Source organism: Nitratireductor sp. PBL-C9 (genome assembly GCF_050877045.1).
GTDB lineage: Bacteria > Pseudomonadota > Alphaproteobacteria > Rhizobiales > Rhizobiaceae > Nitratireductor > Nitratireductor aquimarinus.
This window is the reverse complement of sequence record NZ_JBPAXW010000011.1, coordinates 168,011-192,691: the sequence shown is the minus strand read 5'-3', so window position 1 is coordinate 192,691 and position 24,681 is coordinate 168,011. Positions and strand designations below refer to the sequence as shown.

Genomic DNA, 24,681 nt, shown 5'->3' with positions numbered 1-24,681 from the left:
CGCTGGTTACTTCGAGCCGCCGCGACCGGTCATGCGGTCCACGTAGGACTGCTGGGCCTTGTTGGCGTCGTTGACGGGCTTGAGGTTGGTGAGGGTGTCGCGGACCTGATCGCCGGCGGCCGTGTCCTTCGCCACGGCCTTGAACATGCCGGAGATTTCGGCGTCCGATGCATCCTTGACCATCTCATCACCGAGGGCCTTGGCGACCGCTTCCTTGCGGAGATCCGCATCGGTCTTGCCGTCGGTCGTGATGTCGGCAGAAATCGCCTTCACGGTGCTTTCCAGCGCGACACGATCTGCAACGAGCTTGGACACATCCTCGGGCTTGAGGGCGGCATCCTGCGCCTTCTTGAGATCCGCCTTGAGCGTTCCGATCTCGGTATCCTTGGCCGTGATGGCTTCGGTATGGGCGGCCTCCGCGTCGGCCAGAGCCTTCGCGCTGTCCGCCTTGAACTTCTCAATGGCGACTACGTCAGCGACGGCGACCTGGACGGCTTTGTCGCCCAGAACCACCGTCTTGAGAGCGTCAGACATTGTGTCTTCCTTTTTGCTCGGGGTGATGGGCGCGTGGCCCGGTGCAGGGCGAACGCCCCAACTGTTGGCGGCATCGTCTCCAATGCGCGCCTGAGAACCAGCGCGGCCGCTAGAGACGATAGCCACGTGGTTGATCTTGATGTTCTTCTGGATGGCGTCGTAAGACTGGCCGTCTGGTGTGGTGCCGGGCTCAAAGGCGAGATCGCAGGTATAGCCAGCCGAAAGCTCGCGCTTTCCTGCCTCAACGTCCTTGATGGCCGCTGCATCCATGACGATCAGCGGGATGCGCACGAACTCGCCGTCTCGGGCCACCTCATCACCGATCTGGCCGACCGCGAAATCCTTCCAGTTCTCTGCGCTGACCGCCTCATCAGGATGATCGTTCGTCACCGGGCGATGCGCATAGGAGGCGAGGCTGTCCTTGGCAAAGACCTGTTCCGCAGGGCGGTAAACGCGCACAACCTGCTTTTCCGGCTTCCCGACCTCCCATCCGGCATAATCCTGAATGCCAGTGCGGGCGGTGCGAACCTCTGCCACAAGATAGCCGTCAGCGGTCCGCCGCGTTCCCGCGACAGACGCAGTGTCTAAGAATTTCATGGTGTCTATCCCTTTCGGACAGCGATGCGCACCGCGTTGGTGACCTTCTGGCCGACCTTCTTGCGGTTCTTCTCAGTGGCCGGCCGCATGAACGGGCGAGCGGCCATCTTGCTCGTGCCGTATTCGAGAGCGGCGCTGTAGGGCATATGGCTGGTCACATGAACCGTCGGAGGGTTTTGCGCCTCCACAGTCGTCTCGATGTTCTTATCGAGATCGCCCGTGTCCCGGTTCGGCGGCTGACCGGGCCGTGAAGGCACGTGCCCTGCCCCACTGATGGAGCCTTCCGTGATGGAGTGTTCGGCGTCGATCTCAATCTCTTGCCCAGCGGCATAGAGCGCGGCGACAATCTGCTTTGACGACTTCGCCATGTTCTTGAGGCGCTTGGCGTGTTTGTCGGCCCCGGTGATCTTCGCCATTCTAAAGCTCCAGCACCCCCTTGGCCTTGCAGCCGCAGAAGGGCTGGAAGCCTGGCGGGTCTTTCTTGCCGATCTCACTGTTCCACGGGATCACCTTCCCGTTGCGGGCCAGATGCTCAGGGCGGTAATGGATCTTGCCGCTGTGAACCCACTCGAATTTCTTCATGCCAAGCTGCAATTGCCGGTCGCGGTCGAGCGATGCAGACAGCTTTTGCGTCTGGTCCATGGCGATACGCAGTGACCGTTTCCGACCCAGCTGCAGCGCCGCGTTGATCTCCTTGGCGACCTCGCGGGCTGGTGTCCGGCTCTGCAAGCCCCGGAAAACGATGTCTGCGATGCGGCCCCGCGTCTGATCGCTCACGTTGCGGACCAGCGCGACATTCCGCGCGAGAATGTCTTCCATGGTCTCCTGCACGTCGCCGGCATGAATCTGCGTGGACAGGTCAACGTCAGCCGCATAGCGCAACTGGCTGATCACCTTGCCCATGTGCCAACGCTGCATTGCGTCGGCCCATGCCTGAAACAGCCCCCGGAAGGTGAAGATCGAGCGAACCGCCTCACCTTCAACTGCCTCGATCTCGACTTCCACCTCACCTGCCCTATCGATGGTCAGGCTATCGGATGCCCGCTGTTCGGACAGAGAGCGCTTGTAGGCGGGCAAGACGCGCTCACGCGCCCTAATGGCCCAGACACGCACAACAGCGACGTAGAGCCGCGCCAGATCGCTTTGCTGCGCCTGCGTGGGCGTGATCTCGCGCATTTCGATGCGATCCCGCCTCACACCGGCAGCGCGGGCCTGCGCGGCTAGATCGATGCGCATCAAGCTTCCTCAGGCGCTATCGCAGAAGGATCGTCTTCATCCTCACCAACCTCCGGCAGCTCCAGCGCTTCCTTGGCTGCATCATAGGCGGTGTCGGCTCCGGGCCAGCTTTCGCTCTCGATCAGACGGTTCTGCACCATCTCGCCAAGGGCATCCTGCGGCACCAGACCAGACCGGCCATAGATCTCTGCGGCCTCGGCCTCCAGCTTATCCACTTCGGCCTGATCCTTCTCATCCAGCGTCCACAGGGGCCGCCAGCTGTACCAGATCGCAGGATCGCGCTGGCCGAGCGCCGAGCGGATCACCATTTCGTCCAGTGGGCGCAGAGCCGGGGTATACTCCAGCTCCTGAATTGTGCGGATGCTGTCGTAGTAATGGCGCAGCGACCCGTTGTCGTTGCCAGAGAGGCCCTTCTGCTGCTCCATGAGAAGGCGCGTCACCGGAATGTCTGCGGCACCCGCCATGATGATGATGAGCGTCCGGGCAATATCTGGCAGGCCCGACCAGCTGACCTGCTTCTGGCTCCATTCGTCTTCGCCATCCAGCATCAAGACGTTGCTGATGCTCTTGAGCGCGGCAACCATGGTCCAGCGCTTGATGTAGTCCTGCTCCGAGGCGCCCGACGCCATCTGGGACACCATGTCCTTGATGCGCACAATGTCGATCTTGGCTTCATGCAGCAGAGCGTCGATCACGCCGGCCGAGTTGTCAGCTGCGCGGATGGAGTCCGCCATCTGCACCCAGATACTGTCGCCCCACACTTCGCCGGTCCTTCGCACTGCCCCTGGCACTGTGCGGCCGTTGACGAACACCACGCGGGATGGATGGATATCCAAGGATGTTCCGTCGGTTGTCAGCGTCCATTTCTCTGGCTGGCCGAACCAATCCGACATGGGGTCGCGGATGATCTGCCCCGGCGTGATGTCATCGCGCCCGAGGACCGTCAGATAGCGGATAGCGCCCCGCCCGATACGGTCAATATTGAGCGGCTGCATGGTCTGCCCGGGCAAGCCGCCCACCAGAATGACGGCACCACCGGCATGACGGGCCGTAAGGAGCGCCTGATAGACGACCTGACGCACACCAAGGCGCTGTTCCTCGGCCTCGATAGCCTCGATCTGTTCCTTCTCCGCCTGCCATGCGCGCCATTCGCGCACAGCGTCGGCAGCAGGGATGTTGACGATCTTGCGATACCAGGTTGATGCCCGATAGGCGTTGTCGCGCTCGTGTCCATCGAACTCCGGCACATAGCGCGTGGCCGCAGACTTCATGTTTGCGTGGCCCAGACCGGTGATGACGTTCGCCATGCCGTCGGCAAATACAACGCCATCGACCGCCTTGATCGCGCCCTTCTGGTCTACCCTGATGCGGGGCTTGTCAGTCATGTGAATGCCTTCCGCATTTGTGCGAGGGTGTAGCCGATCTGAACGATATTCACGTTGTCTGCCGCAATCACAGCGTCGGCGAGGTTGTGAGACTTCACGCCCAATTCTTTCTTGAGCTTGATCTTGGGCACGACGCGCTTCTTTCCTTCGCTCTCCACCCACCAGGGCACGCAAAGCTCGGTAAACAGGGCGTCCAGCTTCGCCTCCCCCATTTCGGACGAGAACGACAAGACATCCTCTGGCTTGACCGACTGGCCACGCGTGACCGCATTGAACGTCAGCATCGCCTTGCGGGCCGTGTTCGCCCACGCCTGCGCCTTAAGGTTCAGATATTCGTCTTTGTTCAGCGGGCTGTTGCTGTTCTGTGGATCGCTCGGCCTGTCACCATCCATGACGCCACCGCCTGCATGAAAGGCGAAGTGCTGCACATCGGCGCCGTTGACCTCGTTTTGCTCATCGATGTAGCCGCCGACAAAGGCACCCACGCCAATGGTGTCGTATGAGACCAGCGCGTTACGGTGCTTCGCCTTCGCCCACACCTTCTTGGCGTTCTGGACCAGTTCGTCCTTGCCGGACGCCCAATCCTCGGCATCTTCGAACACGCCATTGATCTTGTCGGCCGTGGCGCACTTGTCTTCGCCGTCATCTGCCGGATCGAAACCGATGACGTTCCGGCCAACTAGATCGAGGCCAAGAACCTTGTGCGCATCGACACAGGCATCCAGCCAGCGACGTTTGAAGATCGAGAGCTCGCCATCACCCAGAGGCACGCCCAGATAGACGTGCTCGAACATCTCCGGATCGTCTTCCTTCATCGTCGCGATGTCGCGAAGGGCCTTCTTCGAAAGGAACGGGTTCTCCGTATAGTTGATCCTACGCACCACGCAGTGAGGGGGCGATTTTACGACGAAGTTCTTCCAGACGTAGTCCGTGACCAGCTTCGGGTTGAAGAGCAGGATCGCGAGGCTGTCTTCCTTTCGGATAGTGGGGCCGATGATCACCCACTGTTCCTCGGTGAGCTTTTCCGCCTCTTCGACCCAGAGGATGTCGATATCAGAGGTGCCTTTGATCTCATCAATGTTGCGCTCGATCCCGTAGAAGATGAACTCCGAACCGGTCGCCCGGTGGATGATCGTCGTCTTCTGGATGTCGAATGCGTCATTCAATCCGAGGTGGCTGATCGCCCATTTCAACTCGGTGTAGACCGATTCCTGAATGCGGTTCTGATAGCGCCGGACACACATCACGCGCATCCGAACCGGGATATGATCAACCAGCCGGACGAGCTGACAGGCCGTGTCTCTGGTCTTGGAGCTGGACCGGCCACCATGAAGAACGGCGGTGTCGGCCTGCCCTAGGAATACCTGCTCCCAGAAATCATAAAGGGCCGGGTTTGTGAGAGCGACATGCACATTCACTCGCCACCCTCTTCCCTCAGCACCTCGCGCCAGGTCTTGGTTTCGGTCTGGATCGGACCGCCGTCCCGACCGGTGTGCTCGTGCTTATGTCGATTTGTGTAGGCCTCACCGACTTCCTTGGCCGCCTGCTCCAACAAAGATGCTGCCAGCGGCAATTTGCCCCGCTCCTCAGCCTTCTCGGCCATGCGTTGCAGCGCTCGCAGTCGAACCGCCCGATGGCTTATAGCAATCTCCGCCATATCCTCGAGGAAAGCCTTGCGGGTTTCCTCAAATAGGATACGCCACTTGGTGGCTAGGCCGACCGACGCCTTTTTGTTCGGATCGTGGCTTTCCACCAGTTGGCGGCTCACCTCAATTTGGAATTCTTTCTTGACCGAACCCGCAACAGCAGATGGACTGTCGAAGCATGCGAGGGCTTGGACGATGAAGGTTTTCACCTCATCGGAGAGTTTTGCTTTGGCCATCGCTGCGTCTAGGTCCGGTCTAAGTGAGAGGGATGCTGCAGTGCATCGAAAAGTTGAAGTGAAAAACCGCACCGGAAAGGTGCTGGCCTCCTACCCTATCGAGGTTAACCTCATGGGGGATGATCCGGTTGATGCAGATTTCATTGCGGAGGCTAGGAAGTGCGCAAGGGAGGATAGGCTAGTTCCTCATGAGGAGCTTGATCAGCTCCAGTTTGAAGTGTTGCATAAGTAGCTTCCCACCTCTCCACATACGAGAAGCCCCAGCGCATGGCCGGGGCGTTCTGATCCATTCTCTTCTGAAGCAACGATCACCACCGTGAGCATTTGTCGCAGCGTGCGGCCATTTGTTCGCCGTTTATTAGGTCCGTTTGCGCGAGACCAATAAACAACCGGACATAAACTCATGCTGTTGCTTGCATGGAGGGCACTTGTCCTCGGCTTTCTGATCGCCGCTCTGGCACACGTTGCGGCGGCGATCACCGTCATGCTTTTCGAAGACCATCACACGATGGCTGCGACACTCGTGCGATCCATCCTGATCACAATCATATCCGCGCCGCTGATCTTCTATGCCCTGTGGCTGCAGGGCTCACGGGAGCGGGAACGAGACACCTACTGACCCCTACCACTCCCGCCAGAGGTCGCCAGCTACCATTTCCGATTGAACTCGGGATAGTGATTGCGAGACCTCAGCATGGGGGCGAGCCACCACGCCAGCGGAACGGTCAATGCGATACTTGTCACGATCACAGCCGGCAGCAGATATTCAGCCATCGAGAACAGCGCCGGGACTGAGAGAACCAGCACGGCACCCGCTCCGAAGAGCATGGCGTTGATCGGAAGCGCGAGCATCCCTGTCATATACGTTCGAGTGCGCATCATCACCTCCTGTGGTGGTTGGTGTGCTGCACTGAAAACGTATCGCGGAGTGCCTGGTTCCAAGTTGTGATCGGTGGTTGCACCGGCGCGGATCGAACGCGCGACCTCCAGGTTATGAGCCTAGCGAGCTACCACTGCTCTACGGTGCTGTTGAAGCCAATCCCTCGTCTGTTGACCGCGGCGGCAGATCGGGCGCACCATCCGGCACAGGGTTCTTCTCAAGATCAGCGATCAACGCCTTCATCTCACCGATCTCGCGCACCTGTGCCTCGATGATCTCATCGGCCAGTTCGCGAACGCGCGGGTCTTTGATGTGCGCCCTCTCACTCGTCAGAATGGCGATGGAGTGATGCGGGATCATCGCCTTCATGTAGGAGACGTCATCGACCGTCTCCTGACTCCGCACCAGCCAGAGCGACAAGGCAAACGCGACAGCGCCGGCTGCCAAAATACCGATGTTTGCAGTTCGGCTGCTGTACATCGCCCACATGAACGAGAGCATCACCACGGCCATGGTTGCCCCCATCAGGAGGGCCATCCAAGCACGTGTTTGGCTGAACCAGATATGATCGACAGCATACGTGTTGAGGTACATGAGCCCGAACATGACGAGCGTCGAGGTGGCGATCATTGCGCCGAAGCGGACATAGCTCATTCTCTCCTCCACATCTCTCCACGAATGTGGGGGCAAGTCGTGAGCCGTTCGATTGTTCCAAGTTTGGTCTAAGCCGCCTCCTGCTTCCGCTTCTTGGCTTCCCTCTGCCGCCGGCGCTCGTTGCGCCGATCAGACCAAGAGAAGTCCGCCGGATCGTTTGAGAAGTAGCTGGTGAACGCCTCGTCTGAGGCCCATGACGTGACGCCTCTTTCCTCAGCGCGCTCGTCTTCGATGTTGGGCATAATATGCCCGTTTTCTGGGGGAACAGGGAACCCCTCATTTTCGGAGTTATTGCAATTCTGCACACTCCTGCGAGCCAGACGTGCAAGAATTGACGAAAGAGCGCGATTTTTCCGCGCCCTTCCCGTCTTCGGCGTGATGTCCTGACCGGCGCACCAGTCCTTGAAGAACAGCCGCTTGTGGTCAGCCATGCAGCGCACCCAAGCAGCGAGCGCGGCCCTGTTGGCCTCGTTGTCGACCAGCGCATACCAACCCTGCGCTTCCTCGGCCTCCGAGATGTCTCGCGCCGTGTATTCGGTCTTCTCGAAGAACTCCCGCCGATAGAGCGCATGGGCGTCCTCGTCCTCACGGAGAAGGCGGCAGGCATTGGCCAGAGGATCGCGGCTGCGGCGCTCCCCTCGCCTGTGACCCCAATTCCTCATGTCGTCGTCGGAATGGACGTAGGGGAGCTGCTGGGCGCGTAGCGGGGCCGGTCCCACGCGGTTGCCGACGCTCTCGATCTCCGCCGCCCTGATAAGGCGCTCTGCGATCTCTTCGATGTTCATGTCATCCTCCGGCGGTCATCCAGCATGTCGAGTTGATCAGAGTTCGGGCCGAAGCGGCGGAACAGGCGCTCATAGACCATCCCGCCCAAGGCGAAGCGCGTCGGGACAACGCTCCTCAGCTCCTGCGCAACGAACTGCAGTTCACCGCCGGGGATCATGTCCCATGTCTCAAGCCATGCGCTTGCATCCCGCTCGATGATGCCCTGACACCGCCTCACCATGTCCGAGACCATCCAGAAGCCGCTCTCATCCATCAAAAGCAGGTTGTTGCCGGCTTCCCTGATCGTGGTCAGCACCAGTCTTACATGGGCCTCTCCAAATTTGCGGTAGATCCGATCCAGCGTCACCACTGCTCGCGTTTCTCCCACTTCGGGATAACGATGCCCATCGATGACTTTGATGCCGAATTCATCGCAAAGGCGTTGGATATGAGCTGGGATGGCTGTCACAGGCCCATCTCCTCTAGAAACGCGTCGAGACCTTCGGGCTTCTCAGGTGCAAGGAACAGTGGCTTGATCTCCCTGTCCCAATGCCTGCTGAGTTGCCATGAGAGACGCGTCACGATGTTGTGCAACTTCACGATCTTCATCTCATCGCTGGTGCGCGTGATGCGTCGCTCCCACTTCCTGATCTCGCGCCACAGCCGTCGATGTTCTCTGCGCACGCCCTCCGGCAATGACCGGAAGCACTTGCCGCAGATCATTTCTCCGGGAAACTCATCCGCCGGGCCTGTGCGCCGGCAACGCGGGTTGATGCAGGGAGTGCGATCGCTCACGCCTTGACCACCTCCACCGGGCGTTTGCCGGCGCGATGAATGGTGCCAGCGCGCCATTCGTGCTCGGCCTTTGCTCTCGCGCTGACATAGTTGCCATTCATGTAGGCGATCAGCGCGGCCTGCGCGGCAATCTTTGCTGACCGGGCATCTGGGAAAGGCTGGGGCTCGCCCTTTTGGCAGACCGTCTGCCAAGCGCCATGCTCCCCTGCTCGGAATTGACCGATCCAGTCCATGCCAGAGCGTTTGGCGCGGGTTGCAAAACAGTTCATAGCATTGCCTCTTGAAGATCGGCGTCGTTCTGCCGTTCCGACTTGTAGCGAGTGAACGTGGCTTCAAAGATCAGCCGGCTTGTGATGTGTGGGTTGCCGAACCGGCTCTTGATGACGCCAATCTCTGCGATGTCCTCGTTTTCCTCGCGTACGGCGGACGGAAACACCTTGTCGATTTTCTTCCAGTCCGATCCGGTCGAGGCCGTCGATTTGGCCTGCTGATAGAACTTCAGGAAGCGGTAGAGGTAGAAGATCGCATCGAACGGGGCCAAGGCACCCTCACCGCCGAACAGATCAGCGATGATCGGCCGGGGGTTGTCTCGCCTCATGCCCGAGGTGTTGCGCTGGTTCAGGATCAGCCAAGCGGCGCGCGTCTGTTCAGCTCCGCCCTTGAGGATGTTGCCGATCTGGAGCGCTTTCGTGCCCTCGTCGGACCTGCGGTCCTCTGCCTTGATCGCCCGGATGTGATCCACAACGACCAGAGGCACCTTACCGTTGCCATTTGTGCGGATGAAAGACCTAGCCAGCCCGACGAGCTGCGGCGCGCTCTGATCCGTGCATTTGATGACCTTGAACGACTGGCGGTCAATCCAGGTGGCGAAGTCGACGGCCTTCTTCATTTCCTTTTCCGACACGTCGCCGAAAAGCTGGCGCCGGGCCTCGATTGAGAACTCCTGTGCCACCATCTGCCGGATGCACTGATCGGCATTCTGGTCGAATGACAGGAACAGGACCGGATGCCCCTTCCTGAGCGCATGGGCGATGACCTGGAGCGTCAGAGAGCTTTTGCCCTCCCCACTGGATGCCAGAAGGCCATAAAGGTTGCCAGCCTCGAACACCGGCGACGAGATCACCTCGGATATCTCTTGCAGGCAGATCGGGACGCCAGAGACGCCCCCGCGCTGCTGCGCCTTCGTGATGCTGTCGAGATAGCTCTGCCCGTGCTGACTGGCTTCCCCTGTCGCAATGCGCTGGCCGCGCAGCTTGGCGATCCGGTCCTCGATTGGAGCAATGACCGCGAACGGATCGACATCAGGTTCACGATTGGCAAGCGCCATACGGGCTTCTTCAAGATCCGCCATCAAACCCCGTGACACCCAAAGATCGTGAATGCCCAGTGCGTATTCCCGCGCCATGACCGGCGATACAGCGTTTACCGCCAGTCGTGCCAGGTACTGCCCGAGGTTCAGATCGTCGGCAATCTTCGCATCTTCCGGCATATAGCTCTTGAGCGTGGTGGGGTTCACCTTCCGGCCAATGGTGATCATCTTCCCCATGGCCTCGAAAACGATCTGGTGAACCCGCTCATAGAAATGCTCGGGCTGCAGCGACCGGGCAACGAGGTCGAAGCAGTCATTGTTCATCAGGATGCAGCCAAGCAGCTCTTGCTCGAGCTCGATGTTGTGAGGGAGTGGCTTCTGGATATCGGTCATGCCGCCGCTCCTGTCCGGCTCGCCTGAACCATCTTGAATGTCTGGCAGGACGGTCCAGCGAACGCCAATCCAACCGCGTCTGCCTGATCGTCATTGGTGACGGTGATACGAAGCTGCCGGCAGCGATCCCGTGCCGCCTTCTTCCAGTCCTTCCGGTTCCATCCCGGCCGCCGTCCAAATCCAAGGAACTGCTTGCGCCATGTTTCCGGCGCAACGATCTCGAACGGGATCTGATAGGCCCGAACGATGGCTGAGGCCGCACCGGTAAGCTGGTTCAGAAGGAGTGCCGTCCCGGCGTTGATCGTCATCTCTTCATGCTCGCCGGCGAAGTCGGTCGTCTTCTTCCGATGCTGCATGACGTTGCGGGCCGGACGCTCAATCACCACGAAATCCGGGCGGGTTTGCTTGACCATCTTGATGATGCGCTGGCCCATCTCGCCGGCGCGGGCCTCGTAGCATTCACCGTCGATCTTGAACGATCCGGGCCTGACAGCTGACAGAGATGCATCTGTGTCGTACCAGGCGAAGCCAGTCGTCGTGGCGATATCCAGTCCGAGAATGAGTGCCATCACACAGCCTCCCCGAATTTGCCTGCCTCATCGCCCCAGACCGTCCAGCCGGGCCGGTTGGTGCGGCTGAAAAGCTCGATCCGGCGCGCGCGGGGCATCAACTGCTCGGCAGCCCGGTAAGCTTCTTCCGGTTTGCGGGAGTGCTCTCTGGCCTGCCCCATGATCAGCGACCGGACGGACTTGGTGGTCTTCGGCTCACCCCGCGTTCCGATCAGGATGGGTTCGTGAGCGCTGCGGAAGATGTAGCCGGTGCCGAAGGCGAGCTTGCCGTTGACCGTCGTCTTGCCCCACGCTCCGGCTGTCTTGAAGGTGAAGCCCCAGGCATTCAGAACCTCGAGCGCCTGCGGCAGCATTGGATTGGTGGCCCAGAGCCAAAGGAGCGCGTCCGGTGCAGCCAAGTCGAGAACCGGCAACGCTTTGATCTCATCGAGGCTCTGGCAGCGGTATTGCGCCTGCGCAGACTTGCCTTCGCCCTTCCCCGAACGCAGTTCGAATGTCCAAGCAGGATCACACATGATCAGATCGAAGGAATGCGGGTTGATGTCGCCAAATGGCCAGTCGAACAATCGCATCACTCCCCTCCCCACATAGCCGCGCCAAAGATGAAAATGCCCGCAATGGCGATGGACCAGTTGATGATCAGGAAACGGGTGCGCTCGGTCATTCCGCCGCCTCCATGAACTCGGCATCACATTTCGCGATCTCTTTCGGGGCGGCATCGGCCATGATCGCACTGACGCACGCCTTCATTTTCGCAACAGAAACCGCGTTCCCGATCTGCTTGATCTTGTCGGTCTTGGTGCCGGCGAACTCGTACTGCTGGTCTTCGGTATTGAACCCCATGGCAGACGCCAGCTCGTGCGGCTCCAACATTCGGAAAAGGATGTCGTAGCCATCAAACGCCTCAGCCAGCGCGAACTCGCCACCTTTAGCCGTCGTGATGGTGGGGATGGGCTCATCAACGGAACGGCTTCCGTTCCCACCCTGGCTGTGTGTGACCGGAACGACGACGCCGAAACGATCCTTTGTCGTCACAGTCGGCAGCGGATCAGCATCGCTCGTGCAGGTCGAGTTTGCTCCATAGTAGGCTGAGATCAGAGCGTGCGCGCCGCCAGCCCCGCCCGTTGTGGACGTTGGCAAGGGGTCTGAAACCGCACGGGGCGAACCGCCAGATGCTTGCGACAACACGAACGGCTCAACGACTGCACATGAACTGCCATCACCATGCACGGTGCCCAACGGATCTTCGATATCGTGCGCGCGTCGAGTGTATGGGTCTTTGTCGCGGGCATCCGTTCCATGCGCAACTGTGACCAGCATTGGTCTTGCGCAGCCGGGACGCACTTCGGTCCCGGCACCACCGGTGGTGATGGTTGGCAACGGATCACTTGCCGAGCGCGCGGCTCCGCTGTTGTGTTGTGACAGCAGCAGCGGCTCTGCGGAGTAGAGATGGCCTGCGTGCGCGGTCTGCGTAGGCAATGGTTCTGATACGCCGGTCGCTGTCGATTTGCCCTTCATATTGACGACAACCGGCTCCGCAAGCGCGATATGCTGCCCGTTCGCTGCGATGGTCGGAAGTGGCGCTTCGAGCCCCTGTGCGGCCATGTGATTGCGAAGCACAACGATGAACGGCCCGGGCCACCTGTGCTTCACCGCACCTGCATAGATGCGCATTAGGGTCTTTGGAGCGAGCGCCTTCTTCCGATTGAAAATCGACTTGCCCTTGATCGACCAGTCGATGATTTCCCGAGCTGGGCGCCATGGCTTCGCGTCGGAGAAAAGTTCGCCTTTCACCTCAGTCCGCTTGCGATGCGTCGGCATCGGCCAGTGGACCTTTCGCCCATCCGAACGCGCCATCAGAATGAAGCGCTGACGCGTGGTGGCATCTCCGAAATCAGCGGCATTGAGCTTTCGCCACTCCGGATCGAAGCCAAGCCTTTTCAGCGTCTCGATCCAAGCATGAAAGTACTCGCCCTTGCGGCTCTTGATCGGGCGACCGGTTCTGCGATCAACCGGCCCCCAGCTCGTGAACTCCCAGACGTTCTCGATGATAATCCGCTTCACACGGAGTTCGGTGAGCCAGGTAATGATGTGCCAAGGATCAGAACGCTGCTGATCGCTGGTTGGCTTGCCACCGCGAGCCACGCTGTGGTGGGTACAGGTTGGCGATGCCATCAACAGGTCGAGGTAGCCTTCGGGCACGAGAATGTGCGGACGGACAGTCGCAATGTCCTGCACAAAGTGCCGTGCTTCGGGATGATTGCGTTGATGCGTGTCGATCGCCGTTGGCCAGTGATTGACGCACACCAGTTCCATGTCGAGACCGAGTTCAGCCAAGGCGCGCGATGCTCCCGTGGAAGAACCGCCAGCACCACAAAGCAGGTCGGCTACGAGCATCTTTTTCGGTTTTCTGATCTTCTGCATCTGGATCCCTGGCAGGTTCATCGCCTCAATCGGGGTGCGCCGTCTAAGCCGCGACGCAGGGCACGCAACGGCTACTCGGCAGCGACGGCCGCAGGCTCTTCGTCGGGAAACTCGGGATCGCCCTCGTTCAGGACGTGCGACAGATCCTTGTTGGCGAATGCGTGCCCGTCATTCAGACCACGCTGCCACTCCTGCCCTGCCTTGCTGTCGGCGCCATATGGGTTCGTCGCATCCTTGCGGAGCTTGCCGGCTGCCAAACCTTCTTCATAAGCGCGCTCTTCAATGGGAGTGCGGTCCTCATCAAACATGTCGAACTGGCGGGCGAGACCGTGGCCGAACATGCGAGCGATGCGGATGCGCCGCTGCATCGTGGCGATGATATCGCCGGCGTCCTTGTCTTCGAGTTCCTTCGCCCACTTCACATCGGCCTTCGTGAAACCCAGGTTCTTGATCCGGTCATAGATGCCCGACATCTCCCCTTTGATGCCGGCCATGTCGGAGTCGTGCTCCTTGATCTGCCGGTAGGCATTGAGGAACTGCTGCTCCTGGAACTGCTCGCGTTCGGAGTTGTGGCCCACAGTGGCGGGCTCGGTCTTCTTCGACTTGCTCATGTCAGTTTCTCCTCGCTGTCTTCCGCGCACTGCTGCGCCTGCGCCATGCCTTGCAGAGCCGGCAGAGGGCTGTGATCAGTCGCATTGATTTCCTCGATTGCCTGCGCCTGGCGCTCCATCGCGTCGGCTTTGTTTTCGAGCCACGAGCAAAGGTGCCCGTATCGGTTACGGAGGCACCGGTAGACATCGCCGTTGACCGACTTCATCGTCTTCCAGTGCTTCCAAAGCCTCTCTGCCTGCGCCGGTGTGATCCCGGCTTCTTCGGCAGCCCTGTCGCGTGCCGCAGTCTGGGTATCGCCCCAACCGCGCCAAACATCTTTCGTGCCAGCGTTCAGGAGTTCGAACGCTTCATACGCAGCAACACTCGTACTCATGGTTTCACCCCGTTTCGGTGCGGATTCGCACCGTCTTGGTTCGGACATGACCCTTCCTTTCCGCCTAGATTGGTCACGTCCGTTGAGGCCGCACAGCCAAACGGTTTGATCGGAAAAGGAAGGAAAGGAACCCAGAATGCACAGCCAGAAGCAGCAACCTCAGTCTGTGCAGCTTGAGCTCTTTGAAGATTGGCGGGGGTCATTTGCGCCCCCGCTTAAACGGGCTCATGGCAATGGCGGTGGCAACCGCCAGAGGCCAGCCAACGCAAACTGCCCATTCACGGAAGCCCGTGGGCGCTTCCCGCTTTACGGCAGCAATCGCGCCTATGACGCCAAGCCCGTATAGGATGATGGCGAGGATCGTCATGCGGACTGCTCCGCAAACGGGACATCAGCGTTTCTCAGAACGCGCTCAACCTCATGGGGAGCGCAGGGCTTGCCGGTTTCGCGCCGGATGGTTCTCGCAATATGCGTGGGCGTCTGACCGCGCCGCGCAGCCGCAAGCATCAGGTCGGTATCAGCCACGGTCCATTTGAGGTTCAAATGCCATGCGGTGACGCCTTCGACATGATTGTGCGCCGGCCGGTCTTGGACAGTTCGATTTTCCAATCTGTCATCGAGAGGACGCGAGATGCCGGCCGGCTGGCCCTTGGATACCGTCTCGCACCCAAAGAACGTGCTGGAAGCCGAAGCCCCGCCACACCCAAGGGAGTCAGTGAATTCGTTGGCGGCGCGCAGCGATTTGCGGTGATGGGTAGCGCCTTCGGCGTCCCGGCCTCTAACGGTAATTCCGGTCCCGCCAGATTTTTGCGCCCGCAAAGCATCGCTGCTTGGTGTGCCCGGTATGCCGCCGGATACCGTGGGAGAGTGCGGGCCGGGGAAATCCGTATCTTCGCGAATGAGTGCCGAGGGGGCGTCTTGGGGGGACTGAGTAGCCCCCTCGGCTTTAGCCGCGCTGGGGAGGAGAGAAGCGCGGCGTTCTTGTGTCTGGTGGGAGGTCATGCGGCAGCTCCCATGATGGTGCGCGCGTCGAAATCATCCCATGGAGCGACATCTTGAACCGCAGCCCGGATCTGATCACGAATAACCAGCTTCTCGACAACGGGCTTGCTTCCGACTGCCAGGTTGCAGGGCTCGCAGGCGATGCCGAGGTTGAATTCGTGGTTCGGCCCGCCCTTCGAGATCGGAACGAAATGCTCAAGCGTAGAGCTTTCACGCGTGACGAATTGCCCGCAGTAGCAGCAGCAGGCGTAGCCAGTTTCCCGCTCCAGCCGGTCGATGATCGAATTGCGCAGAGCCGCGCCGTTCTGCCGGCGCATCTTCTGGATGGCCTGTTCGCCCCCTGCCCCGGTCTGGTCGAGAAATCGGCAGTAATCCGCACGTACTTTGCCGGGGATTGTCAGATTACCCTTCTTGTTTCGATGGACTACCGCAATGCCCCACTCGGAAAGGCGGTATCTGATCACTTCCCATTCGTTCGTGGGCGCAAATACGCTGCCGCCCTGTGCTTCGATCCATTCGGCAAAAGCGCGGAGCTTGAACGTGGTGGGCTGGAGGTCGCTCATGCTGCGACCTCCGCCGAAGCGCAGGCGCGCGCCAGCCACTCATACGTCACGCCCTCAATGCCTTGTTTCGAGCTTGCCTCGATGACTGCGGCCCAATGCCTTGGCGCGATGCTCTCGCGCTTCCGCATCTGCCTTGCAGCCTCGTATCCGCAACCAACTTCCGTCGCGAACTCAGCAATCGTTTTCCACCCATCGATGAGGGCCGAAATGGATGTAGGTTCCTGTGCCATGTCAATTTCGTACAATACGTACGATCTCAAATCAAGACATAATCGTACACCTTGGACGATGAATTTCGGCCATTCTGTACGAATGGAAGAGCCGAAGGACAGATTGCGCCAAGCCATGATCGACGCGGGCTACAATACGCCTGCCGAGGCCGCGCGCGCATTTCGCGAGATCAATCAGAACACTTTAACCAGCAACCTAAACGGCAATCGTCCGATATCTCGGAAGGCCGCTGAAAAGTATGCCCGCCTGTTTGGGACACGCGCTGGATGGATCCTGTTTGACGAAGAAGCCGAAGAAGACCGGAGCGATATGGATGTGCCCCTCCTATCGATGGTCAGTGCCGGCCACCTGCGCGAGCAAACAGCCATCACGACCGACGACATCGAGCGATGGGTGCGCGTTGCTGACATGCCCAAAGGTGAATGGATTGCCCTGACGGTCGAAGGCGACTCTATGGACAGAGTGGCCCCTGACGGCGCAATTGTCCTCGTGAACCGCGCCGACGACCGCCTCATTGATGGACGCTATTACATCTTCTCGCACGGGAACGGCGCAGCTACGTTCAAACGCTATCGACGCAACCCCGAGCGCCTGCAACCATACTCCACAAACCCGGATCACACGTCGATCCCGGTGAATGGCGATCTGTACGTTTTTGGCAGGGTCCGGAGGATTATCACGGACGTTTAAGGGAGGGGGAAACCATGAAGAGAACAATCACAATTGTCGCTCTGGTACTGATAGCCATGACAAGCGCCGCCAATGCTCATGGAGGTGGATGCCGCAAAAGCTCACCACCTGGACAATGCTGCCATGCTGACAACAGCAATGGCGGGCGGGTGCACTGCCACTAGGAGCCGAAATCACCAGGGAGAGAACACATGCGGGGGAAGATTGCAGCTATCGCAGTATTGGGAGCCCTTAGCGGCTGCAGCACTACATCTGGCGACTGGGAGCGGACCGGCAACGGTAGCAATGCTAAATTCGAGCGCGCAAAGCAAATCTGCCAAGGGAAAGCGGCCGGAAACTTCGGCCAGACGAGAGGCGGGCTAATCGTTCGCGCCGTAACATCTGACGCCGTATTCAAAGGCTGTATGGCAGAGCACGGATACGTCGGCAAATCATCGTCGCGATAACCTATCCGAAGTCTTGCAAGAGGCAAGCGCCGCCGACATGGCGAGCAAACAGGAACAACTCGAACTGAGGGCATAGAGGGGGCTTCATGCGGGGGATTGCAATGAAGCGGCTTATCTTAGCCGGCGCGCTATTCGCAGCATGCACAACTACAGCCATCAGCGAAGAGATGAAGGAAGGCTGGGGCCTTCAGTTCCGTCAAGACACCTTCGACAAAACCGTTTTGCCGCTCGCGATGATGCCTGAATCCGGTGACGGATTTGACAAAGCACTGATCGCTTTCGCATGCGCCTCGTCGGGCGACCTGGTGTCGTTTTTCCAGCCCGAGCGCTTCATGATGTTTACTCAAAGTGCGAAGGCGACATTCCGCCACGGGGATGGCACCGTGGATTTCACATTTACGGTCGGCGAGGTTCCTCATTTTGGGAAGAGGCTCGTCGCGACTCCCGAAGACACAGGATCGATTATCCAGATATTTGAAGCTGCGGGCGGTGCCGACGTACCATTTCGAACCGAGAAGAAACAGGGTGTCTTCACGTCGGTTGGCTCAAAACAAACCTTTGAGATAATGCGCGCGCTCTGCGGGAAATAGCTTTCTCCGCAGGAGCTTCATGACACCGTTTGAGAGGGGAAATATGCGGGGGAAAATCATCATTGCGGCTGCGGCCATCGGGCTGACCGGGTGCGCAAAAAATCCAGAGGCAATTGCGCCATCGACAATGCCCGTCAACGCCTATAGCGGCCTTTCATGCAGCCAGCTGGCTGCCGAACATCAGCGCAGCTCGCTCGCACTCCAGCAAGCCGAAGCATCTCAACGTCAGGCTGCGCAGGGCGATGCTGTGGGCGTTTTCCTCATCGGCGTCCCGGTGAGCAGCTTGGGCGGCGCCGACAAGGAAGGCGTCGTTGCCCAGCACAAGGGCGAGGTGATCGCCATCAACGCAGTGCGTAAGAACAAGGGCTGCTAGCGCTTCCAAAGGCCCAACATGACAGACAAGCTTGCCGACGAACTCCTCAAGACCGCGAAGACGCTGCACGACTTCACACCTATCGAGATCCAGGTGCTGATGCGGCGGGCGGCGCGCCGACTTCAAGGCAAGCTTGTCAAAACCGGTGACGTCACCTTGATTTCAGAAGTGGCCGATCTGGCTGACGAGTTCGCGAAAGTGAACGACATGAGCCGTGACGAAGCCGTCAACGCGATCATACTGGACTGGGGGATTGAGGCCGGCCTGATCGAGATTGAAGATCTGGACGAGGAAGACGAATAAGTTTCGCGAAAGCGATGCCGCAACCTTCCGCCTGATACCTGCCCCAGCTGCGGCGGCACCCAGATCAACGCGCCGCCGGTTCACCTAGCTAAGCTCCAGAGTCCCCAGAAAACAAATGACGGGTAGACTAGGAGAGCCGCTAAGGCGAACAGGACAATCCGGTAGAACCATTTCCTCACAACCCAACCGCCGAGATATACAGCGAAAGCCGCCGCGAGAACCGCATACGGCCAACCGAGCGCACCGACGTAGAAGATCAATAGCTCATAGGGCGTGAAGGACATAAGCACAGCAGCGAGCTTTACCGGATCACGGCCTCGAATGCTACAGATCCTGCACAGCGCCCTTCCCTTCTACGTTTGAGAGGTAGGCTCTAGAGATATAGTACTCCCTCTCCAGAGCCCTATATCCTCTAATCACAAACTACCGTTATTATGTTCTACCGTTATTAGGGGTATCACTGGTGACACCCAGTCTAGGGATCACTGGTGATACTTAGGACGCCCACGGGAAGATCAGAAAATAGTGGTTCACCGCCCTATTCCTTCGACCCCGCGTCACCTTTTCGAGGTCAATCAACCCTTCCTCTCGAAGCTTCTTGATTGACCGCTTCACCGTCGCGACGCCCAGCCCCAGATCCTTCGCGATTGTCGTCTGCTGGTGCTTCGTGTGGTTATCCCGCCGGTTCATGTGCATGGCGATGAAGACGCCGACCCGCTGGCAATCGGCGGTCAGGTAATCCCGCCCTAAAACGTGCCTGATCCATTCATCCCGGTTTCGATACCATTGCCCGGCCGGCGTGAGTTCCGTCTCGTCGTTCATTGATTTTCCCTGAATTCCTGCCGCTCGCGCGATCGCGATGCATGGCCATTTGTACGGGCGTCATTAGCCGAAGTCAAAAAAATCGTACAAAACGTACTTGACCAACAATCGTACATTTCGTACGTATTTGATATTCCAGCACGAAGAAGCGCACCCCGCGCCGATCTGCCGGACACGATGGAGAGGAAGAGAACGATGGAAATCGACAAGAAGCGCATCGAAGACGCGATCATTCAGCAGGTGGCAAATGACCTGATCAGCAATGAGAACTTGTTTGATCGCGCCAGACACGCATTCGACGCCCGGATTGAGAAGCTCTGGACGGACGTCGCAGAGAAGAGGCTTCGTAGCGAGATCGAATTGGCCATCACTGACGGACTTGAGCGCGAATACTGCAAGGTCGACAGCTTCGGCCAGCAGAAGGGCGAAAAGACCACGATCCGCGCCGAGCTTGAGAAGCAGATCAGCGGATACTGGAACACAACAGTTGATCGCCAAGGCAAGCCATCTAGCGGCTACGGCGCGGAAGTGACCCGTGCTGAGTGGATGATGACCCAGTTGGTTGCCGCCGACTTCAAAGGCGAAATGAAGCAGCACGTCATCAATCTGGCCGGTGCGCTCAAGGACAAACTACGCGGCGAGCTCCACGAGACCGTGAACCGGCTCCTCTCCGAGACCTTCTACGTCAAGAGCTTCGGCGACCAGAGCAAGGATCGCCGCGACAAGAGCATCACCCATCCGCCGCAGATGCCGTCCGCCTAGCCCACTCCCCCGGGAACATGGAGCACGAGATCATGAGCACCCGAGAGATCACTGGCGCAGACTTAGGACGTGCGCTGTCGAACTTCACCAATGGCGCGCCAGTCCGCCGAGTGGACATGAACCGGGCCATGGAAGGCTTTGCCAGGGACAGCAGCGGCAAGCGTCATGCGCTTGGCAATGCGGCCGAGGCCATCAACACCGCAGTGCATGGTGGTGGCCGGTTCTGGTCGTCGATCACCGAGACGGAATTCGCCGTTCTCGCCGGTCTGGTCGACTACCTGCGCCCCGAGTTCGCTGTGTCCGAGTTCCACGCCGATCCGGAGCCGGCTGACAAGCAGCTCAGCCACGACGGCTACGGCGTTCAGGACGGGTGCAAGCTCTGATGGGTATCACCTTCTACGCCGAATGGACCATCGAGCGCGGCGAAGAGCCGAGCGTCGATATCTGCATCGACTACAAATTCCGCGCTGGTCTCCCCGCTCACTATGGATCGCTCACCTATCCGGGCCATCCAGCCGAGCCGGATGAGATCGAGATCATCAGCGCCAAGCGCAAGGGCGATCCCGACGCCGCTGAATTCGAGTTCACGGATGAAGAGCGCGAGGAAATCGAGGGCTGGCTCATGGAGAACTCGCCCGAGCCCGACTACCCGGAGGATTTCTGATGGACAACCGCCTTCCAGAAATGGACCGCCATCTCTGCGCGGCTCTCAGGACGATCACCGACCTCACCCGCATGCTTGAGGCAGTTCGCTACCAGTCTGGCCTCGGAAAGCAGCAGTGGGAGCGTGTCGAGCGCGCCCGGAAGGTTGAGGAAGAAGCAGAGCAGTTTCTTGCCTCGCTCTCAGACGCCGGGGGCCAGCCCAATGCTTAGCGCCCTCCTCCCATTCCCCGAACACCCCACGGCCCGCGCTCTGGCTCTGATCGTCATCAGCGCCCTGCTCGTCGGGTTCTTTGAAACGCCCCACTGAGGATTGAACCATGACCGATCTCGACACAGACGCGATGCAGTCCATCGGTGACATTGCCTCGCGGATAGTCGGAAGCCTTTCCCAAGAAAGACAGTGGAACGGCAAGACGATCACCGAACCGGGCGTTTATTCCGGCATCACGCTCGACCAGTATCACCAGAAGCGCGACCTTCTGGATGGCCCGTCTATCTCGAAATCTGCGCTGAAATGGCTCTTGCCGGCTTACGGTGGCTCTCCCAAGGCATTCTGGGGCCGGTGGTCGTGGAACCCGAACCACATCGCGCAGGAAACCACGTCAGCGCTCGACTTCGGCAAAGCCGCGCATGCGCTTCTGCTTGGAGACGAGGTATTCTCGGAGAAGTTCGCCGTTCGGCCGGACTACCGGCCCGACGATGGTGAGCTACCTCCCAAAGAACGCCGGAAGTGGAGCGGTAACGCGAACGACTGCAAGGCGTGGCTGGAGCATACGTCCGAGAACAATCTGACGGTCATCACCGCTGAGCAGATCGAGCGCATCAAGCGCATTGCCGAGGATGCATCGACATACCCGCTCATTCAAATGGGTGTCCTCAACGGCCGCGTTGAGCGCTCGATGTTCTGGAAGGACGAGGAAACCGGCATCTGGCTGCGTAGTCGCCCCGATGCGATGCCGAACGCAGATGGTGTGTTCGCGGACCTAAAGACCGCATCGAAGTTTGATGAGGACTTTCTGGAGCGCCAGATCTTCGACGCTGGCTATTTCCTCCAGGCAGCAATGACTCGGATGATCTGCCGTTCGCTCGGCATCCCCTTTGAGACGTTCGTGCTGGTCTATGTGCTGAACGACGATGTTCCGGACACGGCACATGTCGAAATCTCAGCCCATGACATCGACCGTGGCGAGCGCGTCATCCGTTGGTGCCTGAACACAATCCGTCATTGCCTTGATGCCGATGACTGGCCGGGCGCGCGTCCGTTCTCAGGCGGCGAGCGGCATATCCAGATGAAGCCGTGGGCCAAATCCCGGCTCGACGACTTCCTCGACCATCAAGACCAGATCGCCCAGCAGGAGGCCGCATAATGAACCAGCTCGTCTCGCAGCAAAACACCTCAATCAACCAGGTCGGAATCGCATCGGGCAACGGCTCTAAGATCGCCCCACAGACGCTTGGCGAGGTCGTCCGCTTCGCAGAGGTCATGTGCAAAGCAGACATTGCACTGCCGAAGCACCTGCGCGGCAACGCCGGGGCATGCATGGCCGTGGCGCTTCAGGCTCTCGAATGGGAGATGAGCCCGTTCGCTGTTGCTTCGAAGTCTTATTCGGTCAACGGCCAGATTGCATATGAAGCCCAGCTCATCATGGCTGTTATCAACACACGATCCGGCATCGAGGGACGCTTGAAGTTCCGCTTTGAGGGCGAAGGTCCGGAACGGGTCTGCATCGCCTATGGGAAAATAGACGGCGAAGAGCTCGAGGTTCGCTCTCCGAAGTTCAAGGACATCACTCCGAAGAACTCCCCGCTTTGGAAGTCCGACCCTGATCAGCAGCACTGCTACTACACCGCCCGAGCGTGGGGCCGTCGACACACGCCAGAGGTGATCCTCGGCGTCTACGACCGGGACGAAGCAGATCAGTTCCGCGGGCCTGACAACGCCAAGGACGTGACGCCCCCGTCGCTTATGTCGCGCTTGCAGGCTCAGAAACCGTCTGGGGACACGCAGGAGACGCGCGAAGGTTTCGACATGGCCAACGTGACACGCGAGACCGAAGGGCTCTCCAGCGGTCAGGAAATCCACCAGGAACACAGTTCACCGGCAGAAAGCCCCACCGGTGACGGCAGCGGGGCGCTCGTCGCCACAAATTCAGATCGCTCCGCTGCCGACAATTCACCCGCCACGGCGGACGAGGCCGGCTCGCATGACATGGGAGAGAGCGAAAGCGAGCCGGCTTCCGTCGATCCGGATTGGCTCAAAACGTTCGCCAAAGCGATCATCGGCGCCATCGGTGAGGATGAGGTTGTCGTCGTCAATCAGTCCAAGGGGCTCTTTGTCGAAGGCCTGAGCGAAGATGTGCGGTCCAAGGCGAAGTCGATCACCAATTACGCCCGTGCCTGCTGCCGGAATGAAATCGAGCTTGATGACTGCCGGGCGACGATTGCCGGCGTTGTCGGGTGCGAGGAGAAGGATCTGGCGGCATGACCATCTCAGCCGACACCCTCGCCGAGGTTGCGCGCTCATTTCCGAAGGGCAGCCGTGGCGCTCGGGCAATTGCCAGAAAGACGCTCGACCTACGCACCGATGAGCTTCGCCTCGACGTGATGTGCCTTGAACTGGCGCGTCTGGTTGAAGCGGAGATCGCGGAGCATCAACGGAGGGCGCGGTGATGGCCTACGCATCAACCACAAGCGTCTCGGTCAGCAAGACCAAGGGCGAGATCGACGGCCTCCTTAGGAAGCACAAGGCCGCCGGCTTCGGCGTGTTCGAGGAACAGACACGCGCGATGCTCGTCTTTGAGATGTCCGGCCGCCGGATCGTCTTTCACCTTCCCCTCCCCAATCAGCGCGATAGAGAGTTCGTCATGACCGCTCGTGGCAAGACTCGGTCGACCGACGCCGCACTGTCGGCATGGGAGCAGGCCTGCCGATCCAGGTGGCGAGCCTTGTTTCTCTGCATCAAGGCGAAGCTCGAAAGCATCGAAAGCGGCATTGAGAGCTTCGAGGATGCATTTCTCGCTCATATCCAGATGCCCGACGGCCATTCGGTGTCTGAGCACGTCAAACCACGGATCGCTCAGGCGTATGAGACTGGCTCGATGCAGCCATTGCTCCCCTCCCCGAAAGGCGGTGCGTGATGGCAAGGCCGAGATTGGGTGAAAGCCCGACCGAAAGGATGAACTTGGTGATTACAGCGGATGAAATCAAAGCCGTTGACGATTGGCGCTTTGAGAACCGAGTTCCTACCCGCTCCGAAGCCATCCGGCGCCTGATCGAGATCGCTCTGAAATCGGAGGGCAACTGATGGCCTTCGAGATCGTCAAAGCCCCGACCGCCTTCGCACTCGATCCGTCGAGCAAGGCCACGGCCCGTATCAAGGACGAGCGCCACCTGGCTTGGATCAGAACCTTGCCAAGCGTGATCTCTGGCGAGATCGGCCGGTGTGAGGCCTGCCATATACGCTACGGCGACCCGATGTACCGGAAGAAGCGAACCGGCAAGGGCCAGAAGCCAGACGATTGCTGGACCGTCCCCATGACGCCCGGAGAGCATCGCGAACAGCACGACATGAACGAAAAGGCGTTCTGGGACGCGCAAGGGATTGACCCTTTGAGGATCGCCCACGCGCTATACACCGTCACTGGCGAGACCGAGGCAGCCATCAAGATCATTGTGAATGCGAGGGCGAGATGACAAAGCCTCTCCGTCACCGTCGATCCGAGATCGAGAACGCCGGTCGCGTGGCCCGAGATATGGGCCTGACCGTACGCCTTGAGGTGGATGGAGCGATTACGCTTATCCCCGATACTCACAATGACCGATTTGACA

At 59.5% G+C, this 24,681-nt stretch carries 37 protein-coding genes and 1 tRNA gene; 15 read left to right on the top strand and 23 right to left on the bottom strand.

The window, feature by feature from the left end; all coding sequences use genetic code 11:
• Window positions 1-6: 6 nt before the first annotated feature.
• From ACRTG1_RS21890 to ACRTG1_RS21865, 6 genes are read right to left on the bottom strand one after another with little or no spacing between them, the layout of a single operon-like run.
• Entirely contained in the window at window positions 7-1,131 is a 1,125-nt protein-coding gene (locus ACRTG1_RS21890) for a DUF2213 domain-containing protein (protein ID WP_432517192.1), read from the bottom strand.
• Between the two features lie 5 nt (window positions 1,132-1,136).
• Entirely contained in the window at window positions 1,137-1,547 is a 411-nt protein-coding gene (locus ACRTG1_RS21885) for an HK97-gp10 family putative phage morphogenesis protein (RefSeq protein WP_432517191.1), read from the bottom strand.
• A 1-nt stretch (window position 1,548) separates the two neighbouring features.
• Complete coding sequence (locus tag ACRTG1_RS21880) at window positions 1,549-2,367, bottom strand: phage minor head protein (protein ID WP_432517225.1); 819 nt, start codon at window positions 2,365-2,367, stop codon at window positions 1,549-1,551.
• The gene (locus ACRTG1_RS21875) at window positions 2,367-3,752 is read right to left on the bottom strand and encodes a DUF1073 domain-containing protein (RefSeq protein ID WP_432517190.1); all 1,386 of its coding nucleotides are present in this window, start codon (window positions 3,750-3,752) and stop codon (window positions 2,367-2,369) included. The genes ACRTG1_RS21880 and ACRTG1_RS21875 overlap by 1 nt, the downstream gene beginning before the upstream one ends.
• Window positions 3,749-5,170, bottom strand: a complete 1,422-nt coding sequence (locus ACRTG1_RS21870; RefSeq protein WP_432517188.1) for a PBSX family phage terminase large subunit — start codon at window positions 5,168-5,170, stop codon at window positions 3,749-3,751. Before ACRTG1_RS21870 ends, ACRTG1_RS21875 begins: the two co-directional genes overlap by 4 nt.
• The gene (locus ACRTG1_RS21865) at window positions 5,167-5,634 is read right to left on the bottom strand and encodes a DUF2280 domain-containing protein (RefSeq protein WP_432517187.1); all 468 of its coding nucleotides are present in this window, start codon (window positions 5,632-5,634) and stop codon (window positions 5,167-5,169) included. Before ACRTG1_RS21865 ends, ACRTG1_RS21870 begins: the two co-directional genes overlap by 4 nt.
• Between ACRTG1_RS21865 and ACRTG1_RS21860 the strand changes: the two genes are divergently transcribed.
• Window positions 5,627-5,866, top strand: coding sequence for a hypothetical protein (locus tag ACRTG1_RS21860; protein WP_432517185.1), 240 nt, complete (start codon window positions 5,627-5,629; stop codon window positions 5,864-5,866). The two genes, ACRTG1_RS21865 and ACRTG1_RS21860, sit on opposite strands and share 8 nt — an antisense overlap.
• 171 nt (window positions 5,867-6,037) lie before the next feature.
• Window positions 6,038-6,253 carry a hypothetical protein gene (locus ACRTG1_RS21855; protein WP_297557579.1) on the top strand — a complete coding sequence of 72 codons (216 nt, stop codon included), beginning with the start codon at window positions 6,038-6,040 and terminating at the stop codon, window positions 6,251-6,253.
• Window positions 6,254-6,282: 29 nt separating this feature from the next.
• Here ACRTG1_RS21855 and ACRTG1_RS21850 read toward each other — a convergent pair whose 3' ends face one another.
• From ACRTG1_RS21850 to ACRTG1_RS21775, 16 genes are all read right to left on the bottom strand, one after another.
• The gene (locus ACRTG1_RS21850) at window positions 6,283-6,513 is read right to left on the bottom strand and encodes a hypothetical protein (protein ID WP_432517183.1); all 231 of its coding nucleotides are present in this window, start codon (window positions 6,511-6,513) and stop codon (window positions 6,283-6,285) included.
• Between the two features lie 74 nt (window positions 6,514-6,587).
• Window positions 6,588-6,662 (bottom strand) — tRNA-Met (locus ACRTG1_RS21845).
• Entirely contained in the window at window positions 6,653-7,168 is a 516-nt protein-coding gene (locus tag ACRTG1_RS21840; RefSeq protein WP_432517182.1) for a DUF305 domain-containing protein, read from the bottom strand. Before ACRTG1_RS21840 ends, ACRTG1_RS21845 begins: the two co-directional genes overlap by 10 nt.
• A 68-nt stretch (window positions 7,169-7,236) precedes the next feature.
• The gene (locus ACRTG1_RS21835; RefSeq protein WP_432517181.1) at window positions 7,237-7,953 is read right to left on the bottom strand and encodes a hypothetical protein; all 717 of its coding nucleotides are present in this window, start codon (window positions 7,951-7,953) and stop codon (window positions 7,237-7,239) included.
• On the bottom strand, window positions 7,950-8,402 hold the full coding sequence (locus ACRTG1_RS21830; RefSeq protein WP_432517179.1) for a hypothetical protein: 453 nt from the start codon (window positions 8,400-8,402) through the stop codon (window positions 7,950-7,952). The genes ACRTG1_RS21835 and ACRTG1_RS21830 overlap by 4 nt, the downstream gene beginning before the upstream one ends.
• Complete coding sequence (locus ACRTG1_RS21825) at window positions 8,399-8,728, bottom strand: hypothetical protein (RefSeq protein WP_432517177.1); 330 nt, start codon at window positions 8,726-8,728, stop codon at window positions 8,399-8,401. The genes ACRTG1_RS21830 and ACRTG1_RS21825 overlap by 4 nt, the downstream gene beginning before the upstream one ends.
• Window positions 8,725-8,997 carry a hypothetical protein gene (locus tag ACRTG1_RS21820; protein WP_206549020.1) on the bottom strand — a complete coding sequence of 91 codons (273 nt, stop codon included), beginning with the start codon at window positions 8,995-8,997 and terminating at the stop codon, window positions 8,725-8,727. Before ACRTG1_RS21820 ends, ACRTG1_RS21825 begins: the two co-directional genes overlap by 4 nt.
• A complete protein-coding gene (locus ACRTG1_RS21815; protein WP_432517175.1) occupies window positions 8,994-10,430 on the bottom strand; it encodes a replicative DNA helicase in 1,437 nt (478 codons plus the stop codon). Before ACRTG1_RS21815 ends, ACRTG1_RS21820 begins: the two co-directional genes overlap by 4 nt.
• Complete coding sequence (locus ACRTG1_RS21810; RefSeq protein ID WP_432517173.1) at window positions 10,427-10,999, bottom strand: hypothetical protein; 573 nt, start codon at window positions 10,997-10,999, stop codon at window positions 10,427-10,429. Before ACRTG1_RS21810 ends, ACRTG1_RS21815 begins: the two co-directional genes overlap by 4 nt.
• Window positions 10,999-11,571, bottom strand: a complete 573-nt coding sequence (locus tag ACRTG1_RS21805; RefSeq protein ID WP_432517171.1) for an MT-A70 family methyltransferase — start codon at window positions 11,569-11,571, stop codon at window positions 10,999-11,001. The genes ACRTG1_RS21810 and ACRTG1_RS21805 overlap by 1 nt, the downstream gene beginning before the upstream one ends.
• 88 nt (window positions 11,572-11,659) lie before the next feature.
• The gene (locus tag ACRTG1_RS21800) at window positions 11,660-13,423 is read right to left on the bottom strand and encodes a DNA cytosine methyltransferase (RefSeq protein WP_432517169.1); all 1,764 of its coding nucleotides are present in this window, start codon (window positions 13,421-13,423) and stop codon (window positions 11,660-11,662) included.
• 71 nt (window positions 13,424-13,494) lie between these two features.
• Window positions 13,495-14,034: a hypothetical protein gene (locus tag ACRTG1_RS21795; protein WP_432517167.1), complete on the bottom strand. Its 540-nt coding sequence runs from the start codon at window positions 14,032-14,034 to the stop codon at window positions 13,495-13,497.
• Complete coding sequence (locus ACRTG1_RS21790) at window positions 14,031-14,408, bottom strand: hypothetical protein (protein WP_287959750.1); 378 nt, start codon at window positions 14,406-14,408, stop codon at window positions 14,031-14,033. The genes ACRTG1_RS21795 and ACRTG1_RS21790 overlap by 4 nt, the downstream gene beginning before the upstream one ends.
• A gap of 199 nt (window positions 14,409-14,607) precedes the next feature.
• Window positions 14,608-14,775 carry a hypothetical protein gene (locus tag ACRTG1_RS21785; RefSeq protein ID WP_432517165.1) on the bottom strand — a complete coding sequence of 56 codons (168 nt, stop codon included), beginning with the start codon at window positions 14,773-14,775 and terminating at the stop codon, window positions 14,608-14,610.
• Entirely contained in the window at window positions 14,772-15,410 is a 639-nt protein-coding gene (locus ACRTG1_RS21780; RefSeq protein WP_432517163.1) for a hypothetical protein, read from the bottom strand. Before ACRTG1_RS21780 ends, ACRTG1_RS21785 begins: the two co-directional genes overlap by 4 nt.
• Window positions 15,407-15,973, bottom strand: a complete 567-nt coding sequence (locus ACRTG1_RS21775) for an HNH endonuclease (RefSeq protein WP_432517162.1) — start codon at window positions 15,971-15,973, stop codon at window positions 15,407-15,409. The genes ACRTG1_RS21780 and ACRTG1_RS21775 overlap by 4 nt, the downstream gene beginning before the upstream one ends.
• An 81-nt stretch (window positions 15,974-16,054) precedes the next feature.
• Here ACRTG1_RS21775 and ACRTG1_RS21770 point away from each other — a divergent pair, with 81 nt between their 5' ends.
• The 4 genes from ACRTG1_RS21770 to ACRTG1_RS21755 all read left to right on the top strand — a co-directional run bounded on the left by ACRTG1_RS21770 (window position 16,055) and on the right by ACRTG1_RS21755 (window position 18,606).
• Window positions 16,055-16,894 carry a S24 family peptidase gene (locus tag ACRTG1_RS21770; RefSeq protein WP_432517161.1) on the top strand — a complete coding sequence of 280 codons (840 nt, stop codon included), beginning with the start codon at window positions 16,055-16,057 and terminating at the stop codon, window positions 16,892-16,894.
• 547 nt (window positions 16,895-17,441) lie between these two features.
• Window positions 17,442-17,930 carry a hypothetical protein gene (locus ACRTG1_RS21765; RefSeq protein ID WP_432517160.1) on the top strand — a complete coding sequence of 163 codons (489 nt, stop codon included), beginning with the start codon at window positions 17,442-17,444 and terminating at the stop codon, window positions 17,928-17,930.
• Between the two features lie 43 nt (window positions 17,931-17,973).
• Window positions 17,974-18,303, top strand: a complete 330-nt coding sequence (locus tag ACRTG1_RS21760; protein ID WP_432517159.1) for a hypothetical protein — start codon at window positions 17,974-17,976, stop codon at window positions 18,301-18,303.
• A gap of 18 nt (window positions 18,304-18,321) precedes the next feature.
• Window positions 18,322-18,606, top strand: a complete 285-nt coding sequence (locus tag ACRTG1_RS21755; RefSeq protein WP_432517157.1) for a hypothetical protein — start codon at window positions 18,322-18,324, stop codon at window positions 18,604-18,606.
• A gap of 495 nt (window positions 18,607-19,101) precedes the next feature.
• Here ACRTG1_RS21755 and ACRTG1_RS21750 read toward each other — a convergent pair whose 3' ends face one another.
• The gene (locus ACRTG1_RS21750; RefSeq protein ID WP_432517156.1) at window positions 19,102-19,428 is read right to left on the bottom strand and encodes a helix-turn-helix transcriptional regulator; all 327 of its coding nucleotides are present in this window, start codon (window positions 19,426-19,428) and stop codon (window positions 19,102-19,104) included.
• 195 nt (window positions 19,429-19,623) lie between these two features.
• Here ACRTG1_RS21750 and ACRTG1_RS21745 point away from each other — a divergent pair, with 195 nt between their 5' ends.
• The 9 genes from ACRTG1_RS21745 (at window position 19,624) to ACRTG1_RS21705 (ending at window position 24,546) form a co-directional block, all read left to right on the top strand.
• Window positions 19,624-20,190, top strand: coding sequence for a hypothetical protein (locus tag ACRTG1_RS21745; RefSeq protein WP_432517155.1), 567 nt, complete (start codon window positions 19,624-19,626; stop codon window positions 20,188-20,190).
• 32 nt (window positions 20,191-20,222) lie between these two features.
• Entirely contained in the window at window positions 20,223-20,573 is a 351-nt protein-coding gene (locus ACRTG1_RS21740) for a hypothetical protein (protein ID WP_299941153.1), read from the top strand.
• Window positions 20,573-20,854 carry a hypothetical protein gene (locus ACRTG1_RS21735; RefSeq protein WP_432517154.1) on the top strand — a complete coding sequence of 94 codons (282 nt, stop codon included), beginning with the start codon at window positions 20,573-20,575 and terminating at the stop codon, window positions 20,852-20,854. The genes ACRTG1_RS21740 and ACRTG1_RS21735 overlap by 1 nt, the downstream gene beginning before the upstream one ends.
• Window positions 20,854-21,063, top strand: coding sequence for a hypothetical protein (locus tag ACRTG1_RS21730; protein ID WP_432517153.1), 210 nt, complete (start codon window positions 20,854-20,856; stop codon window positions 21,061-21,063). Before ACRTG1_RS21735 ends, ACRTG1_RS21730 begins: the two co-directional genes overlap by 1 nt.
• Before the next feature lie 107 nt (window positions 21,064-21,170).
• Window positions 21,171-22,220 (top strand): PD-(D/E)XK nuclease-like domain-containing protein, encoded by a 1,050-nt coding sequence (locus ACRTG1_RS21725; protein ID WP_432517152.1) that lies wholly within the window; start codon window positions 21,171-21,173, stop codon window positions 22,218-22,220.
• Window positions 22,220-23,338, top strand: a complete 1,119-nt coding sequence (locus tag ACRTG1_RS21720; RefSeq protein ID WP_432517150.1) for a hypothetical protein — start codon at window positions 22,220-22,222, stop codon at window positions 23,336-23,338. Before ACRTG1_RS21725 ends, ACRTG1_RS21720 begins: the two co-directional genes overlap by 1 nt.
• A complete protein-coding gene (locus tag ACRTG1_RS21715) occupies window positions 23,335-23,523 on the top strand; it encodes a hypothetical protein (RefSeq protein WP_206549095.1) in 189 nt (62 codons plus the stop codon). Before ACRTG1_RS21720 ends, ACRTG1_RS21715 begins: the two co-directional genes overlap by 4 nt.
• Window positions 23,523-23,990: a hypothetical protein gene (locus tag ACRTG1_RS21710; RefSeq protein WP_432517149.1), complete on the top strand. Its 468-nt coding sequence runs from the start codon at window positions 23,523-23,525 to the stop codon at window positions 23,988-23,990. The genes ACRTG1_RS21715 and ACRTG1_RS21710 overlap by 1 nt, the downstream gene beginning before the upstream one ends.
• A gap of 166 nt (window positions 23,991-24,156) precedes the next feature.
• Complete coding sequence (locus ACRTG1_RS21705; protein WP_297557639.1) at window positions 24,157-24,546, top strand: hypothetical protein; 390 nt, start codon at window positions 24,157-24,159, stop codon at window positions 24,544-24,546.
• Window positions 24,547-24,681: the final 135 nt, after the last annotated feature.

What these genes read in the sequence shown, in the direction of transcription:
- ACRTG1_RS21890 (WP_432517192.1), bottom strand. Translation starts at nt 1,131, where the DNA reads ATGAAATTCTTAGACACTGCGTCTGTCGCGGGAACGCGGCGGACCGCT.
- ACRTG1_RS21885 (WP_432517191.1), bottom strand. Translation starts at nt 1,547, where the DNA reads ATGGCGAAGATCACCGGGGCCGACAAACACGCCAAGCGCCTCAAGAAC.
- ACRTG1_RS21880 (WP_432517225.1), bottom strand. Translation starts at nt 2,367, where the DNA reads ATGCGCATCGATCTAGCCGCGCAGGCCCGCGCTGCCGGTGTGAGGCGG.
- ACRTG1_RS21875 (WP_432517190.1), bottom strand. Translation starts at nt 3,752, where the DNA reads ATGACTGACAAGCCCCGCATCAGGGTAGACCAGAAGGGCGCGATCAAG.
- ACRTG1_RS21865 (WP_432517187.1), bottom strand. Translation starts at nt 5,634, where the DNA reads ATGGCCAAAGCAAAACTCTCCGATGAGGTGAAAACCTTCATCGTCCAA.
- ACRTG1_RS21855 (WP_297557579.1), top strand. Translation starts at nt 6,038, where the DNA reads ATGCTGTTGCTTGCATGGAGGGCACTTGTCCTCGGCTTTCTGATCGCC.
- ACRTG1_RS21850 (WP_432517183.1), bottom strand. Translation starts at nt 6,513, where the DNA reads ATGCGCACTCGAACGTATATGACAGGGATGCTCGCGCTTCCGATCAAC.
- ACRTG1_RS21840 (WP_432517182.1), bottom strand. Translation starts at nt 7,168, where the DNA reads ATGAGCTATGTCCGCTTCGGCGCAATGATCGCCACCTCGACGCTCGTC.
- ACRTG1_RS21835 (WP_432517181.1), bottom strand. Translation starts at nt 7,953, where the DNA reads ATGAACATCGAAGAGATCGCAGAGCGCCTTATCAGGGCGGCGGAGATC.
- ACRTG1_RS21820 (WP_206549020.1), bottom strand. Translation starts at nt 8,997, where the DNA reads ATGAACTGTTTTGCAACCCGCGCCAAACGCTCTGGCATGGACTGGATC.
- ACRTG1_RS21815 (WP_432517175.1), bottom strand. Translation starts at nt 10,430, where the DNA reads ATGACCGATATCCAGAAGCCACTCCCTCACAACATCGAGCTCGAGCAA.
- ACRTG1_RS21810 (WP_432517173.1), bottom strand. Translation starts at nt 10,999, where the DNA reads ATGGCACTCATTCTCGGACTGGATATCGCCACGACGACTGGCTTCGCC.
- ACRTG1_RS21805 (WP_432517171.1), bottom strand. Translation starts at nt 11,571, where the DNA reads ATGCGATTGTTCGACTGGCCATTTGGCGACATCAACCCGCATTCCTTC.
- ACRTG1_RS21800 (WP_432517169.1), bottom strand. Translation starts at nt 13,423, where the DNA reads ATGCAGAAGATCAGAAAACCGAAAAAGATGCTCGTAGCCGACCTGCTT.
- ACRTG1_RS21795 (WP_432517167.1), bottom strand. Translation starts at nt 14,034, where the DNA reads ATGAGCAAGTCGAAGAAGACCGAGCCCGCCACTGTGGGCCACAACTCC.
- ACRTG1_RS21790 (WP_287959750.1), bottom strand. Translation starts at nt 14,408, where the DNA reads ATGAGTACGAGTGTTGCTGCGTATGAAGCGTTCGAACTCCTGAACGCT.
- ACRTG1_RS21785 (WP_432517165.1), bottom strand. Translation starts at nt 14,775, where the DNA reads ATGACGATCCTCGCCATCATCCTATACGGGCTTGGCGTCATAGGCGCG.
- ACRTG1_RS21780 (WP_432517163.1), bottom strand. Translation starts at nt 15,410, where the DNA reads ATGACCTCCCACCAGACACAAGAACGCCGCGCTTCTCTCCTCCCCAGC.
- ACRTG1_RS21775 (WP_432517162.1), bottom strand. Translation starts at nt 15,973, where the DNA reads ATGAGCGACCTCCAGCCCACCACGTTCAAGCTCCGCGCTTTTGCCGAA.
- ACRTG1_RS21770 (WP_432517161.1), top strand. Translation starts at nt 16,055, where the DNA reads ATGACTGCGGCCCAATGCCTTGGCGCGATGCTCTCGCGCTTCCGCATC.
- ACRTG1_RS21765 (WP_432517160.1), top strand. Translation starts at nt 17,442, where the DNA reads ATGAAGCGGCTTATCTTAGCCGGCGCGCTATTCGCAGCATGCACAACT.
- ACRTG1_RS21760 (WP_432517159.1), top strand. Translation starts at nt 17,974, where the DNA reads ATGCGGGGGAAAATCATCATTGCGGCTGCGGCCATCGGGCTGACCGGG.
- ACRTG1_RS21755 (WP_432517157.1), top strand. Translation starts at nt 18,322, where the DNA reads ATGACAGACAAGCTTGCCGACGAACTCCTCAAGACCGCGAAGACGCTG.
- ACRTG1_RS21750 (WP_432517156.1), bottom strand. Translation starts at nt 19,428, where the DNA reads ATGAACGACGAGACGGAACTCACGCCGGCCGGGCAATGGTATCGAAAC.
- ACRTG1_RS21745 (WP_432517155.1), top strand. Translation starts at nt 19,624, where the DNA reads ATGGAAATCGACAAGAAGCGCATCGAAGACGCGATCATTCAGCAGGTG.
- ACRTG1_RS21740 (WP_299941153.1), top strand. Translation starts at nt 20,223, where the DNA reads ATGAGCACCCGAGAGATCACTGGCGCAGACTTAGGACGTGCGCTGTCG.
- ACRTG1_RS21735 (WP_432517154.1), top strand. Translation starts at nt 20,573, where the DNA reads ATGGGTATCACCTTCTACGCCGAATGGACCATCGAGCGCGGCGAAGAG.
- ACRTG1_RS21730 (WP_432517153.1), top strand. Translation starts at nt 20,854, where the DNA reads ATGGACAACCGCCTTCCAGAAATGGACCGCCATCTCTGCGCGGCTCTC.
- ACRTG1_RS21725 (WP_432517152.1), top strand. Translation starts at nt 21,171, where the DNA reads ATGACCGATCTCGACACAGACGCGATGCAGTCCATCGGTGACATTGCC.
- ACRTG1_RS21720 (WP_432517150.1), top strand. Translation starts at nt 22,220, where the DNA reads ATGAACCAGCTCGTCTCGCAGCAAAACACCTCAATCAACCAGGTCGGA.
- ACRTG1_RS21715 (WP_206549095.1), top strand. Translation starts at nt 23,335, where the DNA reads ATGACCATCTCAGCCGACACCCTCGCCGAGGTTGCGCGCTCATTTCCG.
- ACRTG1_RS21710 (WP_432517149.1), top strand. Translation starts at nt 23,523, where the DNA reads ATGGCCTACGCATCAACCACAAGCGTCTCGGTCAGCAAGACCAAGGGC.
- ACRTG1_RS21705 (WP_297557639.1), top strand. Translation starts at nt 24,157, where the DNA reads ATGGCCTTCGAGATCGTCAAAGCCCCGACCGCCTTCGCACTCGATCCG.